Raw genomic sequence first — 15,518 nt, 5'->3', positions numbered from 1 at the left:
CGGGCCGGTCACTGGAGGGCGGCGCGGACCGGTCACTCGTCCACGCCTCCGGTCCCGCCGGTCAGCTGGGAGAGCCGGAACACGACGAACTCGGCCGGCTTGACGGGCGCGACGCCGATCTCGCACACGACCTGCCCCGCGTCGACGCTCTCGGGCGGATTGGTCTCCCGGTCGCACTTCACGTAGAAGGCTTCGTCCGGGGTGAGGCCGAACAGCGAGCCCTTGCGCCACTCGTTCACCAGGAACGCGGAGACGGTGCGCCGGATGCGGGCCCACAGGGCATCGTCGTTCGGCTCGAAGACCACCCACTGGGTGCCGGCGAGGATCGACTCCTCCAGGTAGTTGAAGAGCCGCCGCACGTTCAGGTAGCGCCAGGCCGGGTCGGAGGCCAGGGTACGGGCGCCCCAGACCCGGATGCCGCGTCCGGGGAAGGCGCGGATGCAGTTCAGTCCGATCGGGTTGAGCAGGTCGTGCTCGCCCTTGGTCAGCTGCGTCTGCAATGCAACCGCCCCGCGCACCACCTCGTTGGCCGGTGCCTTGTGCACACCGCGCGAGTCGTCGTTGCGGGCCCAGATCCCGGCGATGTGACCGCTCGGCGGTACGAGGGTCGCGCGGCCGGACGCCGGGTCGGCGACGCTGATCCACGGGTAGTAGAGCGTGGCGTACTTGGAGTCGAAGTTGGCCCGGTCGGTGCGCCAGGCGCGGACCTGCTGCGGCGTCAGGCCCGGTGGCGGGTCGAGAATGGCGACCCGGTCCCCCATCAACTCACAGTGCCGGATCAGTGCTTGCTGCACGGCGACGACCGATTCCAGGTCGAGCAGGCCGCGTTCGTAAGCTCCCATGAGATCCGGCACGGCGATCATCGTGACGTCGTCCACCGCTTCGAGGCCGCCGAGACCCGTGCGGCGGTCGGCGTCGCCGACGTACACCTCGGGGGCGAGCGCCCCGGCGCTTCCGGCGGGCGGCGCCGCGGGGGCGAGCGTCACCGACTGGGGAGCGGGGCGGGCGGGGGCGGCGCCGCGCCCCGACTCCCGTATCTCGATCAGCTCGGACTTGGCGTTGACCCGGGTGGCGACGTTCTCCTTGCTCCGCTTGGTCGTCACGGACGGATACGTCTCCGCGACCTGGCCGTCGCGCTTGACGATCAGCTGGAACACGTCGGACGGCGGGTCATCGCCCTCGGCCTCCGCGACCTCCACGCTGATCTCGCCGGCCACGCCCGGCTTCGGCTTGACGGCGTACGGCCCGACCTGGACCTCGGAGCCGGCCGCGAGTTCGCCCTCCGCTCCCCCGGCGGCGGTGTCCGAGCCGTCGCCGATGCGGACGACGTAGCAGATGCCGCCGCCGTTGGCGAAGAAGCCGTAGACGCCGGCGGCGAGGTACGTGCCGTCCACGAAGTCGCCGAAGGTGCTGACGAACTGGCTCCAGTTCGTGATCAGCGTGGGCTCGTCGAACGGGCCGCGCTGAGCGAACCCGACGAAGGCGGCGACCGACGTGCCCACCCCTTCGATCGGCCGGGAACCGGACTCGACCTCTTCGACGTAGACGCCCGGGGACAGGTACGACGGCATAGAAGGCCTCTCCTCGACGTGCTCCTCGACGTGCTTCCCACCCCGTCGCGTGACCGCTGCCCGACCGGGGAACACCGGCGATTCTCGCCACTTCGGCGATCACCGGGAACGGATAGTCGGCCGCCCCGGCGTGCATGCGGCGCTGCCCGATGAGGCAAGGAGGCGGCGCCGGGCGCACCGTACGGGCCTGCCCCTCCCCCGTCCCGCCGGGGCTCCCCGCACCTCATGGGTGCCCGGCAGCCTGGCTAGCCACCGTGTGCGGGCGGCTGTACAGGCGGGAGGTGGCGTATGAAGGCGGGTCCCGAGAAGCCGCCCTCCGCCCCCGCCGCCGGGTCCCGTACCGGCTCCCCTCGTACGGAAGCGGCTCCCGCGCCCACGCCCGCCCCTGCCCCGGCGCCGGACCGCCGCAGTATCCAGCGGCTGCAACGGGCGGCCGGCAACGCGGCCGTCTCGCGTCTCGTCGCCCAGCGCTACACGGCGCCCGTCAAGCCGTCCCCGGCCCAGGCGCCGGGCTTCCGGGGCGTCAGGGCCGACATCGCGGCGAAGAAGCAGCGGATGGCCCAGCACCGGCCGGCCGCGACGGAGTCGAAGGCGTCGCAGGCTGCCGCCGTCGCGCCTCCGGACGACAAGGAGGCGCAGGGCAAGGCGGCCAACGCGGAGAAGATGAACGCCGCGAAGCCCGGCGAGTTCGACAAGAAGGCGTTCATCGACGCGGTGAACAAGGCGATCGACGCGCAGGCGCCGAAGAACCTCGACGACGCCGACAAGTTCGCCAAATCCGGCAAGGCGGAGCGGGTCAAGGCGGAGGTCGACGGCAAGGTCTCGGACGGCAAGGAGTCGTCGGCCAAGGACATCGACACGGCGACGAAGGCCCCGCCGGACACGTCGGCCGCGAAGGACAAGCCCGTCACCCCGCTCACCCCGGACCAGCCGCCGGGGAACCCCGGGGCGCCGTCCGCGGCGGCCGCGATCCCCGAGAAGCAGCCGGCTTCGGTCACGGACTTCTCCGAGGGGCCCGCGCAGAACGACAAGGCGATGGCGGACGCGGAGGTCACCGAGGAGCAGCTCGCCAAGGGCAACGAGCCGGAGTTCAACGAGGCGCTGACCGCGAAGAAGACCGCCGAGGCGGATTCCGCGAAGGCCCCGGCGAAGGGCAGGTCGGCCGAGAGCCGGCAGCTGTCCGCCGCGAAGGCGGGGGCAGCGGCGTCGGGCGCCGCCGCGATGAGCACGTTGACCGCGACGCGTGCGCAGGCCGGGCAGAAGGTGGACGGCGGCAAGGGCGAGACCAAGTCGAAGGACGAGAAGAAGCGCGCCGAGGTCACGGCGAAGCTCCAGAAGGTCTACGACGGCACGAAGAAGGACGTCGAGGCGACACTGTCCGGCCTGGACAAGAAGGTCGACGCCGCGTTCACCTCCGGGGAGAAGGCGGCCCGGGACGCGTTCACGGCGGACCACAAGCGCCGGATGAAGAAGTACAAGGACAAGCGGTACTCCGGCTGGACCGGCAAGGCCCGCTGGGTGAAGGACAAATTCGCGGGCCTGCCGGAGGAGGCGAACAACCTCTACCAGGAGGCCCGCAAGCTGTACGTGTCCCAGATGCGGACGGTGATCTCGTCGGTCGCGGACATCATCGGCACCGAACTGGGCAAAGCGAAGGCCCGGATCGCGAAGGGCCGGGGCGAACTGAAGGCAGAGGTCGACAAACTGCCCGCCGATCTGCGGCAGTTCGGCGAGGAGGCGGCGAAGGACTTCGCGGGCAAGTTCGACGACCTGGAAGCGACGGTCAACGAGAAGTCGGAACAGCTGGTCCAGGACCTGGCCCAGAAATACACGGCGGCGCTCAACAAGGTCGACGAGGAGATCAAGAAGCTCCAGGAGGCCAACAAGGGCCTGATCGACCAGGCGAAGGACGCGATCGTCGGCGCGATCAAGACGATCAACGAGCTGAAGAACCTCCTCCTGGGCATCCTCGCCAAGGCCGCCGGCGCGATCATGAAGATCATCAAGGACCCCATCGGCTTCCTGGGAAACCTGGTGTCGGCCGTCGGCGCGGGCCTGAACCTCTTCCTCACGAACATCGCCGACCACCTGAGGACCGGGGTCGTGTCGTGGCTGCTCGGCACGGCGGTGAAGGCGGGCCTAGAACTCCCCCAGAAGTTCGACATGAAGGGCATCATCCAGCTCATCGGCTCCCTCCTGGGCCTGACCTGGGCCAACATCCGGGCCCGCGTGACCCGCAAGGGCGTCCCGGACGAGGCGATGACGGCGGTCGAGTCCTCGGTCCCGGTCGCCCAGAACATCGCCCGCGAGGGCCCGGCCGGGGCGGTCAAGGAGATCCAGGAGGAGGCGGGCGACCTCAAGTCCACGATCCTGGAAAAGCTGACGAGCTACCTGATTCCCACGGTCATCATCGCGGGCATCACCTGGATCCTCTCGCTCCTGAACCCCGCCTCAGCCTTCGTCCGCGCGGTCAAGGGAATCATCGACATCGTCACCTTCGTGGTGAACCAGGGCGCCCAGATAGTGGAGTTCGTCAACTCGGTCCTGGACGCGGTGGTCGCCATAGCCAACGGCGGCAAGGCGGGCGTCCCCAAGATGGTCGAAACCGCCCTGGCCGCGAGCGTCCCCCTCCTGATCGGCTTCCTCGCGTCCCTGCTGGGCATCGGCAGCCTGGCCGCGAAGGTGAAGTCCGTATTCCACGCGGTCTCCCGCCCGGTGAACCGAGCGATCGACAAGATCGTTGACTTCATAGCCAAAAAGGGAAGGAGCATCTGGAAAAAGTCGAAGAAAAAAATCCCCTCAGAAAATGGAGCAAGCTCGAACAGGTCGACCGCCAAGGATGCAAAGGCAATCAGAGAAGCGAACTTGCTGCTCAACCAGCGGCCGGCGAAAGAAGCAGTATCCGAGAAACTTCCCAAAATCTCGCGTCGTCACGGCGTCCCATTGCATCTGGTAGTCGAGTCGAAAAATGAACTCTCGGAACGCGTTCACGTACAAACCATGTCGAGCAACAGCGTGAACCTGCCTACCAGTAACGACTCGAATGCAAAGATTGATCTCGTAGGAAAGAACTTCACCGCGCACGGAGAGCAACTCATACTGAAGGCACATTCAGACTGGTGGGACAAGCAACTGAAGCACCCGAAGACCGCGCGCGGGAAGATGTGGGAGAGCAATGACATTCTCCCTCCTACCAGCATATTGGCGAGGGAATACCTCACCGACAGGAGCGTGCACGAGAGGGTCGCAAAGGATTATTATTCCGACAACCGAAGCGACCCGAACAAGGATCATTTCTATAAAAAGGTCTTCGGCGACTCGAGCAGGTACTCACGCCAGAATATCGTCCGGCTGCTCGGAATGGGAGCGCTGAGCAAAATCCGCCAAGTCGGGGCAAGGAGCGCGCGGCAGGCGGGAGACACGGACACCCTGAAGACTCTGGCAAAAATGGGCTTCCTCCCCGGAGAAGGAAACTACGGTCGATTCGACCCGTTCCCCAAGGGAACCAAGGCCCCCGACCGCAAACTGGCAAAGGCAATCGACATGATCAGCGCCGCACCCAAAGATAAAATCATAGTCTTCCTCCAGAAGATCATGGAAGGGGAAACCGTCGGAGCGATCGACTGGCCGGAATTCAAGAACCTGTGGGACAACGACAGCAACTCGAGATCCTACGTGAAGACAAAATTCCGCGAAGCCGACGGGGGAAAGCACGAATGGATCCCCACCAACTACATTTCCGATGTGCTACATTTTGCGGTTGAACACAGACTCAAGGGACGCCTCCAAGCCGCCCGGGACTGGTTGACTCTGCATAACAAATTGCGCTCATTCACGTCGGACGTGATCTATCGGGTCGAAATACCGCCCGATTCCCAGCGTGTTGCGACAAGGGGAGCGATATCGGCGCATGTGGGCGCGTTCCTCACCACCAGCGACCGAAACCCCATCTTCAACGATGGAGACGACCCTTGGCACAACGGGCTGCGTAACCTGTTCGACGAATTCATAGCAACCAATCGGGCAGGGACAGCGCTCGAGTTCCTGGAATCCCTGCAGGCCAGACTGCCGATCTCTGGAACCGCCCCTGATGTCGTGCGACTCATTTGGGATCCCGGGGTTCGCCCCATACCGGCCGCGCTACAAGAGGTCGAAGTCGACGCAATCTATCGCTGTATCACTGTGAATGCTGCAGGAGTTGCACAGACGGACGAGCACGTAAGAATAAAGCTTGGTCAGCTGGGGGAACTTCAGAAGATCAATTACGAAAGAGTGCGTGCAGATTTCCAGAAGGTCCACGATGCTTTAACCAGGGAGTGAAGTACACGTGACGACACCTATGGATCCCGCAATCGCGAAAGGCGTTGAACTGGCCCGGCTGCACAAAAGACTGCGAAGGGACGACAGTGATGCGATCACAGAACTCCATGTGACTCACGCGAAATCATTGGCCGGACTCGAAAAATTCCCGGATCTTGAGATCCTCATTCTCGCCGGCTGCGATCCGGTAGTGCTCGACGCTCTGCCTGCGCTGGAGAAACTGCTGTCACTAAGGATTCATGACAGCGGTCTCCGCCGACTCGAAGGTATTGCAAACTTCCCGAGTCTGCGCCTCCTCGCCACACCGAGAAACTTGATTCAGGATCTTTCTCCGCTCCTGGAGTGCGACCTTGCGGATCTCGAGATCGATGGAAACCCGTTGACGCGGAACTCGTACGATGTCGCCATCCCCGAGCTGACGCGCCGCGGATGCAATGTTTCTCGATCGCAGGAGCGAGAATGGCGAGCTAGTTTACGATGCCGAGAAGAGGGCATCCCTCTCGGCTGCTACCGCAGTGGCGACGACTACTATCTCTTCAGCCCCGGGCTCGAAGTCACTGAAAGTCCCGACACCGACCACCCCAAGGTCGAGATTGAAGAAGTGGAAGATCTACTGGCAAGGGAACCGGGAAAGCTCCTCGAGCTGTTTCGTGAGCGAGGCGGGATTTGGCCGCCTCCGAGCCACTGACGAACCAGGTGCGGGCCGCGGCAGAGATCCCGCGGGCCATCTCAGACGTCGGCCACCCGCACGCGCAGTGACTTCACTCCGTTGATGAAGTTGGACAGGAGGTGGGTCGGCGGGGCCGCGAGGTCGATGGTTCCCGGGGGCAAGGTGGTGCACATCTCCTCGTACAGCACGCGCAGTTGCAGGCGGGCGAAGTGGGCGCCCAGGCATACGTGGGGGCCGTCGCCGAAGAAGACGTGGGGGTTCGGGGAGCGGGACAGGTCCAGGGTGAAGGGGTCCTGAACTGCTGTGAGCTGAGCCACATAGGTGAGCTGTAGTGCTCGGGAGTGAGTGGGGTGGGGTGGGGCGGGTGTGCGTGGGGGATATGAGTTCTGGGGTCGAATGGGTGACCTTGTGGAGGGTTGCTCGTTGTTGCGGGTGGCGTGGTGCGCCGGTCGTGAGCGGGGTGTGTTGGTGTGCGGGAGTTGGCGGCGACGTTCGTGGTGGCTGGACCGTCCGGGGTGGCGGTGCGGGGCCGTCTCAAGCACCTCACCGCCCAGGACGAGCGGGTGTTGCGGGCGGTGGGCGCGTATCAGGGCAGGTTGGCGTCGCGGGACCTGAAGGACCGGTGTGCGGACGGCTTGGACCACAGCGCTGAGTCGTGGGCGGTGCGTAAGCGTGGGTTGACGGGGGTGTCCTCGTCGCGGATTGCGGGGGTCGAGCACATCGGGAACGGTCCCCGGCAGAACGGGCTCGCTCACGCCGGGCCCCCGTCGTCGGCCGTGTCCGCCCGCAGGAAGTCCTCCACCACCCTGATCAGGTCGAGTGGCGCCTCGTCCATCGCGTAATGGCCGCAGGAGGGCAGCTCGACGAGCGTGCCGCGCGGGAACCAGCGCATCCAGGTCTCCCGCTGCACCTCGGCCGAGAGCGCCGGATCGAGCGCTCCCACGATCGCCAGGGCCTCGACCGGCGATCCGTCGATCCGGTCATGGAAGGCCTCGCCCGCCCAGGAGTCCAGCCAGGCCCGGAACGCCTGCTGATCACTGCACCGGACCGAGCGCCGGACCATGCGGTCCAGCCAGGCCGCCGGACGCCGGCCCCCGGTGGTGAGGTCCAGGATGATCCGCCGGTTCTCCGGGCTCGCCGCCGCACCGGAGAACAACTCCCACTGCTCGGGCGACAGCGGCAGCCCGGACGCGGGCACCGGCGAGATGCCGACCAGCCGGCGCACGCGGTGGGGTGCGGCGGCCAGCGTCCGCTGGATGACGGAGCCGCCCATCGAGTGACCGATCAGCGAGAAGCGCTCCCAGCCCAGCCGGTCGGCCAGCGCGAGCACGTCCGCCGCGCCCTCGGCCGTCGTGTACGAGCCCGCCACGCCCCTGGCCTCGCCGTACCCCCGTAGGTCCGCCACCGCGTACTGGAACGAGCCGGGGTCGAGATCGCGCACCACCGGGTCGTACGCGGAGCGGTCGGCGAACCAGCCGTGCACCGCGATCACCTTGTGCGCGCCCTCGCCGTACAGCGTGTGGGGCAGGACTCCCTCAGGCAGAACAGACAATGCGGTCACACCGGCTCCCGTCGCCGTAGGCCTCGGTCCAGCCGGTCGTCGACAGCCCGGCTCCGACCACGGTGGCTCCCCGGCCCCTTCCGCGCAAGGGTGACACCCGTGCCCGGGTCCCGGTCCCGCCTCCTCGGGTCAGCAGGTCAGCAGGTCAGCAGGTCCAGATACGGCCCGAACTCCGAGGCCAGCGTCAACCGCCCCAGCTTCTGGTACTCCCGCTGTACCGCGTGGATCAGCGTAGCCATCGTCACCGCGCCCCCCGTGTCCGCCGCCAGGTACGCCGCCGTCACCGCGATCGAGCGGATGTTGCCGCCCGCCAGCTCGAAGTTCTCGGCGCAGAAGGAGAGGTCCAGGTCCGCGGCGCGCGGGAGGGTCGGTCCCAGGCAGCGGTCCCAGAGCACCCGGCGTTGGTCCGGGTCCGGGACCGGGAAGTCGATGACCAGGTCCAGGCGGCGGGTGAAGGCGTCGTCCAGGTTGGCGCGGAGGTTGGTGGCGAGGATGGCCAGGCCGTCGAAGGACTCCATGCGCTGGAGGAGGTACGCGCTCTCCACGTTCGCGTAGCGGTCGTGCGCGTCCTTGACGTCCGAGCGCTTCCCGAAGATCGCGTCCGCCTCGTCGAAGAGCAGGACCCCGTTGACGCCAGCGGCCTCCGTGAAGATGCGTTCCAGGTTCTTCTCGGTCTCGCCCACGTACTTGTCGATCACCGTCGCCAGGTCGACCGTGTAGAGGTCGAGGCCGAGGTCGGCCGCGATGACCTCCGCCGACATGGTCTTGCCCGTGCCGGAGTCCCCCGCGAAGAGCGCCGAGACCCCGCGCCCCCGGCCCCCGCCCGGCCGCATCGCCCACTCCCCCAGCACCCGGTCGCGGTGGCGGGCGCGGGCGGTCAGTTCGCGGAGCTGGGCGTGGGCGTCGGGTGGGAGGACCAGGTCGTCCCAGGTGACCGTGGGTTCGATGCGGCGGGCCAGGCGGTCGAGGCCGGCCGCGTTCTGGGCGCGGGCTCCCTGGCGTACGTGGTCCGGGGTGAGGGTCCCGCCGTCGAGCCGGGCCGTCTGGGCGGCGCTGCGGGCGGCGCCCGTGACCTGCTCCGGCGTCAGGAGGAACGGGGCCAGGAGGTGATCCGGGTCGATCCCGGCCGGCACCGGGCCCGCCCCCGTACGCCCGTACGCCTCGGCCCACAGCGCCCCGCGTGCCGACGGCTCCACCCTCGGGGCGTGCACGAGCAGCGGCGGAACCGTGGACCAGGAGGCGTCCCACGGCACCCGGCCCACCATGACCGTCGGTACCGGGGTGGCCGTCAGCAGCCGCAGCAGGTGGGGGTGTTCCCGCGACACCGCGTCCAGCGGCGCGCACACCAGGCCCGCCCCGGTCAGCCGCGCCTCGCGGACCAGGGCCCGCACGGCGTCGACGGGGGCCGGGTCCGCCGCCAGGCGGGCGAGATCGACGCCCAGGACGCTCCGCCCCGCCCGTTCCAGCGCCGACGCGGCGAGGGCCGTGCCCGCACCGCCCTGGTCCTCGCTCAGGTACACCAGTGGGACGCCCTCGGCCAGGACCCGGGCCAGAGCCGCCGGGTCGCCCACGCCGCCGGCCGGCTCCCAGGGCGCCGTGACGTCCGCGAGGCGCGGATCTCTCGTGTCGTCGCCGAGCAGGTGCGCCGTGACCCGGTCCGGCACGCGCAGCGCCCGGCTCAGGAACGGGCGGTCCAGGTCCTCGGCCAGCAGCAGCCCGGCGTCCCGGAGCGGGGCCGCCGCCGCCAGCCGGCCGCGCGCGACGGCGTCGGCCGGGGACACCCCGCACAGGCCGAGGGCCAGGCAGATGGATGGTCGCCGACGGGTCACGTCGTCGTTGAGGTACCCGTACAACGCCTCGAAGCGGTCGTCCAGGTCCGGCACGAGCGCGATGAGCAGGATCTCGGTGTCGAGCGGGGTGAGACCGAAGTCCGTTTCGAGAGCGGTGAGCCGGGAAGGCGCGGCGAACTGCTCGCCGGCCGGGTCGTCGCGGGGCCCGGGACGCGAGGCGCCGGGCACCGATTCGGCGCCCTCGTCCTCCACCGGGTCCGGGAACCCCCGCGCCCCCTCTTCGTTCAGCAGCCGCGCGATGTTCTCGTCGGTCAGGTACAGCCCCCGGAACGCGTCCTCCGGGTCCGGGTCCGTGCGCTGCCGGGCCTCCACCGCGCGGCGGACGCGCTGCTCCACGACGGTCGCCCGGGCGAGGAGGTGGCGCAGGTTCAGGTCGTCGTGGGGGTGGCCCGGGGACATCATGCGGTGGGGTTCTCCTCAGCGGCGTCGTCGTCGGCCGAGCGCTTCTCGGTGATCCGCAGCCCGAGGCCGCGACGCGCCGCGGAGGCCGGGGGCTCCTCCCGGACCGGACGGCCGGGACGGCTTCCGTACACCGGCAGACCGCCCCGCACCGGCTCCGGGGGGTCCGGCATGTCGCCGTACCGTGCGTGCAGGCCCTCGTCGCCGACCGGTGGCCCGGCCGGGTAGGTCGGCGAGGCCGTCACCGGCACGCTCACCACCAGGTCGAGCGACGGTTTCAGTTCGCCGCCGAGCGCGCTCCACACGTCGGCGAAGGAGCGGTCCTCCGGCGGGGGCAGGGCGATCGACATCGGTACGGCGGCCCCGATCCCGGCGAGGGACCCGGCGAGCCGTTCCGGGGGCAGCGCCTCGTACGCCAGCAGGCAGGCGAGCAGCGAGGAGAGCAGCCGGTGTTCGTCCTCCGGGCGTTTGGTCCACGCGGTGATCAGGTACGAAAGCTTGAAGTAGCGCGGCGGGCGTCGCCTCGCCACGACGGCGCCGCGTTCGTCGTACTCGTTGTGCAGACCGCGCTCGCGCCGCCGCATGTCCTCGCGGATGTCGTACAGGTAGAGGTTGACCATGGGGGCGTTGACCTTGGCGGCCCACTCCCGGGTGGGGGCGTCGAAGACGACCGTGATCTGGCCGCCGCCGAGCACCTCCGCCCGGATCAGGGAGCGGAGTACGTCGTCCACCTCGTGGATCACCTGGTGTCCGCCCTTCTCACGTACGGCCCTTGAAGTCCGGTGGCTGGAGGTTGCGCTGGACCACCAGGACCGGTTTCCGCAGCTGTGGCAGCCCGGTGATGTCCGCGCGCAGGACCCGGGGGCCGAGGGTGTCCTTGCGCAGCACCAGGACCTGGACCTCGAAGGTGCCGTCGCGGCCTACGCGTACGCCGGTGCGGTCCGCCGTGATGCCGGTGTTCCAGGTCAGGCGTACGGTCTCGCCCGGCGGGTAGTCCTTGCCGCGCGCCACGACGGGCTGGCCGGGCTTGGCGACCTGCGGGGTGACGGTGAGGGACGGCTTGAGGACGCGCAGCCGGGCCGTGTCCTCGTTGTTGACGGGGCGCAGGTCGCCCAGCATGCCGCTCACGGTGGCGCGTACGTCCCCGGTGACCGGCGCGCGGTAGGTGCCGGTCTGGGTCAGCTCGATCCGGCCGCCGGGCGGGATGGTGCAGGGGGCGGCGGCCGTGCAGCGGCTGAGGGAGGTCAGCGTGCGGTCCTTCGTCCTGCCGGGCTCCGGCCAGGCGGTGGCGACGACGACGTCCCTGGCGGTGTCCGGGCCCGCGTTGGTGATGGTGAACCGGGCGTCGGCCCGGCGGCCGATGTACGTGCGGCCGGGGCTGACGTCGGCGGTGACGGCGACGTCCGTCGCGGGTCGCGGGGGCAGCGGCGGCGGGGGCGGGTCCAGCACCAGGAACACGGCGGTGTCGGTGGCGGTGTTGCCCGCCGTGTCCGTCGCGGTGCAGGTGACCGTCGTCGAGCCGATCGGGAAGAGGGAGCCGGACGCGGGGGCGCAGGTGACGGGGAGGCGGCCGTCCTGGGCGTCCCTGGCGGTCGCCCAGTAGCTGATCCTCGTACCGTCCTCGTCGTCCGCCCTGGCGATGCGGTCGTCCACGGTGACGACGGGCGCGTCGACGTCGTTCACGTCGATGGTGATCTTCTGCTGGAAATCGGGGTCGGGCGCGGCCGTGGGGGCGAGTCTGTCGGTGCCCGGTATCTGCGGACCGAGCAGGAACTGGACGGTGCAAGTGAGCCGGGCGCCTTGCGGGGCGTCGGCCGCGACGTCGATGGTCTCGGCGAAGTGCGCGGTGTCGCCGCTGGTCACCCGGCGGGTGGGCGGGTCGAGCGCGACGGTGAGGTAGGGGCTGCAGTCGTCGAGCCGGTGGCCGACGGAGGTGGGGAGGTTGTCCATGCCGTCGACGATGGCCTGGGCGACCTCGTCGCCCTGGATGCCTTCGAGGAGCCGGCCCTGGGTGGCTTCGATGATGCGGGTGGCCTGGCCCGCCTCGGTCGGCGGTTTCTCGACCTGGCCGGGGACGCCGGCGTCGCCGGTGCCGTTGAGCCCGTCGCCGAGTTCGCTGTCCACGTCGACGCCGACCACCCGGACGCCCTTGTCCTGAAGGGCGAAGATCGTGTCGTCGATGGTGTGGCCGGCGCTCGGTGCGTGGCTGGACGCGTCGCTGACCAGCACGATCACCGGGTTGGAGCCCTCGCGGAAGACCGTCTCGCCGCCGGCTCCGTTGGCGATCTGCCAGAGGCCGTTGATCCAGTCCTCGGACGGTCCCATGCTGTAGGCGCCCCGGTCCGTCTTCAGCTCGTCCACGCCGGCCTGCACCTTGACGAGGTCGTCCGTCAACCCCTGGAGGACCTCGAATTCGCCTCCTGTGCGGTCGAATTGCTGGTCGCCGAAGGTGGCGACGGCGAAACGCGACTCAGGCTGTTCCGCCAGGACCTTCTTGGTGATGGCCGACAGGTTCTTCTGTACGTCGGTGATGGGCTTCTCCATGCTCCCCGTGCCGTCGACCAGCAGGACGACCTCGGGTTTCGGCGGGATCGCCGGCGTACGCACCGACTTGTCGACACCGGTCGAACCGCCCGGGTCGAGCGGTTCGTGCACGGTCGCCGGGGTGACCCACGGGTCCGGGGGGACGGGCACGGCGGGGGCGGCGCCGGCCGGGCCCGGCCCGGGGACGAACGCGGTGGCCAGCAGGAGCAGGGCGAGTGCCGCGGAACGGCGCGCGCCGGGCAGTCCGGGTGGGCGTCCCGCCGGCCGAATCCACCGCACAGCTTCTCTCCCCCGCACCCGGACCTCCCACCGAAGAACAGCGCCCACACGGTCCCCCGTGTACGTGGTGCGCACAGCGGGAAGTCAGCCCTTTCGGCGGGTAGCGCCCGCTGCCCTTTGGGGCAGCCGCCCGGACCGCGTGGGTCGGGGGTGGCGTCAGATCAGGCCCTGCCGCATCGCGTACGCCACCGCGTGGGACCGGTTGCGCAGTTGGAGCCGGGTCATCACGGAGTGCAGGACGTTCTTGATGGTGCGTTCGGAGTAGGCGAGCTTCGTGGCGATGTCGGCGGTGTCGTAGCCCTCGGCGACCAGGCGCAGGACGTCCACCTCGCGGGCGGCGAGTCCGGTGAAGTGCAGTCCGCGCGGTGCGAGCACCTGGCCCTGGAGGCGGCCGACCTCCGCGAGGAGCCGGCCGAGCAGGTCGGAGGGGAGGTGTCCCTCGCCCCGGGCGACCGTCTCGATGACGTGCACGAGATGCTCGGGGGTCGACTCGGCCCGCCTGATGACCCCCACGACGCCGCATTCCGCGGCGCTCACCAGCTTCTGTTCGTCGATGTCCCTGGTGACGAGAACGGCGCGGGAGTCGGTGGTGCGCTGGATGTGACGCAGCGTCGTCAGCACGTCCTCTTCCACCGCGTCCACGACCACGACCACGACGTCGGGCCAGGGCCCCTCTTCGCTCCAGTCCACGAGGTTCACTTCGGGCCGCGCCCTCAACTGGCTGGCCACTCCGGCTTGTGAGATCGGGTCCTGGGCCCGTAACGCGACAGTGGTGCGCTCCATTGCGTGCTCCCCCTGTGTGACGGCCGGAAGCACTTCTGGCACACGCCTCGCAGCCGTGTTCGTCAGCCTCATTGGTGTGGAGGCGGACAGAAGATGCCCTGGTTCGTCGAGGAGGAAACCGAATTGCTTGGCCGGGGCACCGGATGTGCCCGAAAGTGTTCCTTCACGGCCGATGTACGACGTGGGCGGCGACCTTACGGTCCGCCGTATGAGTCTCACGGCAAGCCTCGACGCGTCCACCGTCAGCGCCGCACCGGGCGCCGAGACGGCTGTCCCCCTCCAGGTCCGCAACTCCGGGCGGACCGTGGAGGAGTACCGCTTCGAGGTGGTCGGCGCGTGTGCCGCCTGGGCGGCGGTGGAGCCGGCCGTGCTGTCCCTCTACCCGGGCGACTCGGGCACCGTGTCACTCGTGCTGCGGCCGCCCCGTGACGCGTCGGTTCCGGCGGGCGAGACGCCGTTCGGGGTGCGGGTGGTGCCGACCGGTGAGCAGGGCGAGACGGTGGTGCCCGAGGGCCGGGTGACCGTGCTGCCGTTCACCGAGACGACGGCCGAGCTGGTCCCGCGCGGTTCGCACGGGGCGCTGGCCGGACGCCACCAGCTGGCGGTCGACAACCGGGGCAACACTCCGGTCACGGTGCGGCTGGGCGCCCAGCCCGGGACCGAGCGGGCCCGCGTCGTCTTCGCCGTGCCCGAGCTCCGTGTGGCGCCGGGCAAGGCGGAGTTCGCGCGGCTGCGGGTGCGTCCCGTGCAGCGGATGTGGCGCGGCACACCGGTCACGCATCCCTTCCAGGTCTTCGCCGCGACGCAGGTGGCCGAGGGGCAGGACCCGGTGGAGCCGGTCCTCGTGGACGGCAGTTACGAGCAGGAGCCCCTGCTCCCCCGCTGGCTGCCCCGCGCCCTGATCACCGCCGCCGTCCTGGTGCTCGCGCTGGTCGGCCTCTGGTACGCGCTGCTGCGCCCGGCCGTGAAGTCGGCGGCGCGGGAGGCGGTCACCCCCGAGGCGGTGCGGTCCGCCGCCGCGGCCGACAAGAGCAAGGCGCCGGAGCAGGGCGGCTCGGGTGGTTCCGGGGCGGGCGGGGGCGACTCCGCCGGGAGCGGTTCGGGCGGCGGCGGCGAGTCGAAGCCCACACCGAGCCCGACCCCGTCGGCGGCGGCCGACGCGGGAGCGGCGACACCGACCAGCGCGCAGGTCCGGGTGCGGGACGCGCTGGGCGGCGGGACGAACACGGGGACGGCGCTCACCGTGCCGGCCGGGAAGACGTTCCAGCTGACCGACATCGTGGTCCAGAACCCGCAGGGCGACGCCGGGACGCTGGTCGTCTCCGCCGGCAGGGAGACCCGGGTGCTGAGCCTGGGCCTGGAGAACTTCCGGGACTCCGACTACCACTTCGTGACGCCGATCGTGATCCCGGCGGGCGGCAAGGTCACCATGACCATCGACTGCCGCAAGGTGGGCAGGCCGGTGGGGGCGCAGGCCCCCGCGCGGTGCGCGGAGTCGATGTTCCTGGGCGGCACCATGCGCGCCGCCGAAGGCGGCTGAC

The 15,518-nt window shown here is 69.6% G+C and carries 9 protein-coding genes and 2 pseudogenes; 4 read left to right on the top strand and 7 right to left on the bottom strand.

Annotation, left to right across the window (positions count from 1 at the left end):
• Positions 1–32: 32 nt before the first annotated feature.
• Positions 33–1,571 (bottom strand): phage tail sheath family protein, encoded by a 1,539-nt coding sequence (locus ACFUJY_RS16575; protein WP_383299521.1) that lies wholly within the window; start codon positions 1,569–1,571, stop codon positions 33–35.
• Between the two features lie 288 nt (positions 1,572–1,859).
• Between ACFUJY_RS16575 and ACFUJY_RS16570 the strand changes: the two genes are divergently transcribed.
• The gene (locus ACFUJY_RS16570) at positions 1,860–5,891 is read left to right on the top strand and encodes a hypothetical protein (RefSeq protein ID WP_383299519.1); all 4,032 of its coding nucleotides are present in this window, start codon (positions 1,860–1,862) and stop codon (positions 5,889–5,891) included.
• Positions 5,892–5,898: 7 nt separating this feature from the next.
• A complete protein-coding gene (locus ACFUJY_RS16565) occupies positions 5,899–6,579 on the top strand; it encodes a hypothetical protein (protein WP_383299517.1) in 681 nt (226 codons plus the stop codon).
• A 41-nt stretch (positions 6,580–6,620) separates the two neighbouring features.
• Here the strand turns inward: ACFUJY_RS16565 and ACFUJY_RS16560 are convergent.
• A pseudogene (locus tag ACFUJY_RS16560) lies at positions 6,621–6,854 on the bottom strand (cytochrome P450); the annotation flags it as partial.
• Between the two features lie 177 nt (positions 6,855–7,031).
• Here ACFUJY_RS16560 and ACFUJY_RS16555 point away from each other — a divergent pair.
• Positions 7,032–7,271, top strand: a pseudogene (locus ACFUJY_RS16555) (IS200/IS605 family accessory protein TnpB-related protein); the annotation flags it as partial.
• A gap of 41 nt (positions 7,272–7,312) precedes the next feature.
• On the opposite strand, the gene ACFUJY_RS16550 reads toward ACFUJY_RS16555, so the two are convergent.
• The 5 genes from ACFUJY_RS16550 to ACFUJY_RS16530 all read right to left on the bottom strand — a co-directional run bounded on the left by ACFUJY_RS16550 (position 7,313) and on the right by ACFUJY_RS16530 (position 13,977).
• A complete protein-coding gene (locus ACFUJY_RS16550) occupies positions 7,313–8,113 on the bottom strand; it encodes an alpha/beta fold hydrolase (protein ID WP_383300265.1) in 801 nt (266 codons plus the stop codon).
• Between the two features lie 146 nt (positions 8,114–8,259).
• The gene (locus tag ACFUJY_RS16545; RefSeq protein WP_383299514.1) at positions 8,260–10,374 is read right to left on the bottom strand and encodes an ATP-binding protein; all 2,115 of its coding nucleotides are present in this window, start codon (positions 10,372–10,374) and stop codon (positions 8,260–8,262) included.
• A complete protein-coding gene (locus ACFUJY_RS16540) occupies positions 10,371–11,114 on the bottom strand; it encodes a DUF4255 domain-containing protein (protein WP_383299511.1) in 744 nt (247 codons plus the stop codon). Before ACFUJY_RS16540 ends, ACFUJY_RS16545 begins: the two co-directional genes overlap by 4 nt.
• A gap of 16 nt (positions 11,115–11,130) precedes the next feature.
• On the bottom strand, positions 11,131–13,194 hold the full coding sequence (locus ACFUJY_RS16535) for an HYR domain-containing protein (RefSeq protein ID WP_383299508.1): 2,064 nt from the start codon (positions 13,192–13,194) through the stop codon (positions 11,131–11,133).
• A gap of 156 nt (positions 13,195–13,350) precedes the next feature.
• Positions 13,351–13,977, bottom strand: coding sequence for a response regulator transcription factor (locus tag ACFUJY_RS16530; RefSeq protein WP_383299505.1), 627 nt, complete (start codon positions 13,975–13,977; stop codon positions 13,351–13,353).
• A 208-nt stretch (positions 13,978–14,185) separates the two neighbouring features.
• Between ACFUJY_RS16530 and ACFUJY_RS16525 the strand changes: the two genes are divergently transcribed.
• A complete protein-coding gene (locus ACFUJY_RS16525; RefSeq protein WP_383299502.1) occupies positions 14,186–15,517 on the top strand; it encodes a hypothetical protein in 1,332 nt (443 codons plus the stop codon).
• Position 15,518 lies beyond the last annotated feature (1 nt).

It is taken from the genome of Streptomyces sp. NPDC057249, from assembly GCF_042669245.1.
Lineage (GTDB): Bacteria > Actinomycetota > Actinomycetes > Streptomycetales > Streptomycetaceae > Streptomyces.
The sequence above is the reverse complement of the archived record's forward strand: the minus strand, read 5'-3'. Positions and strand labels throughout refer to the sequence as shown.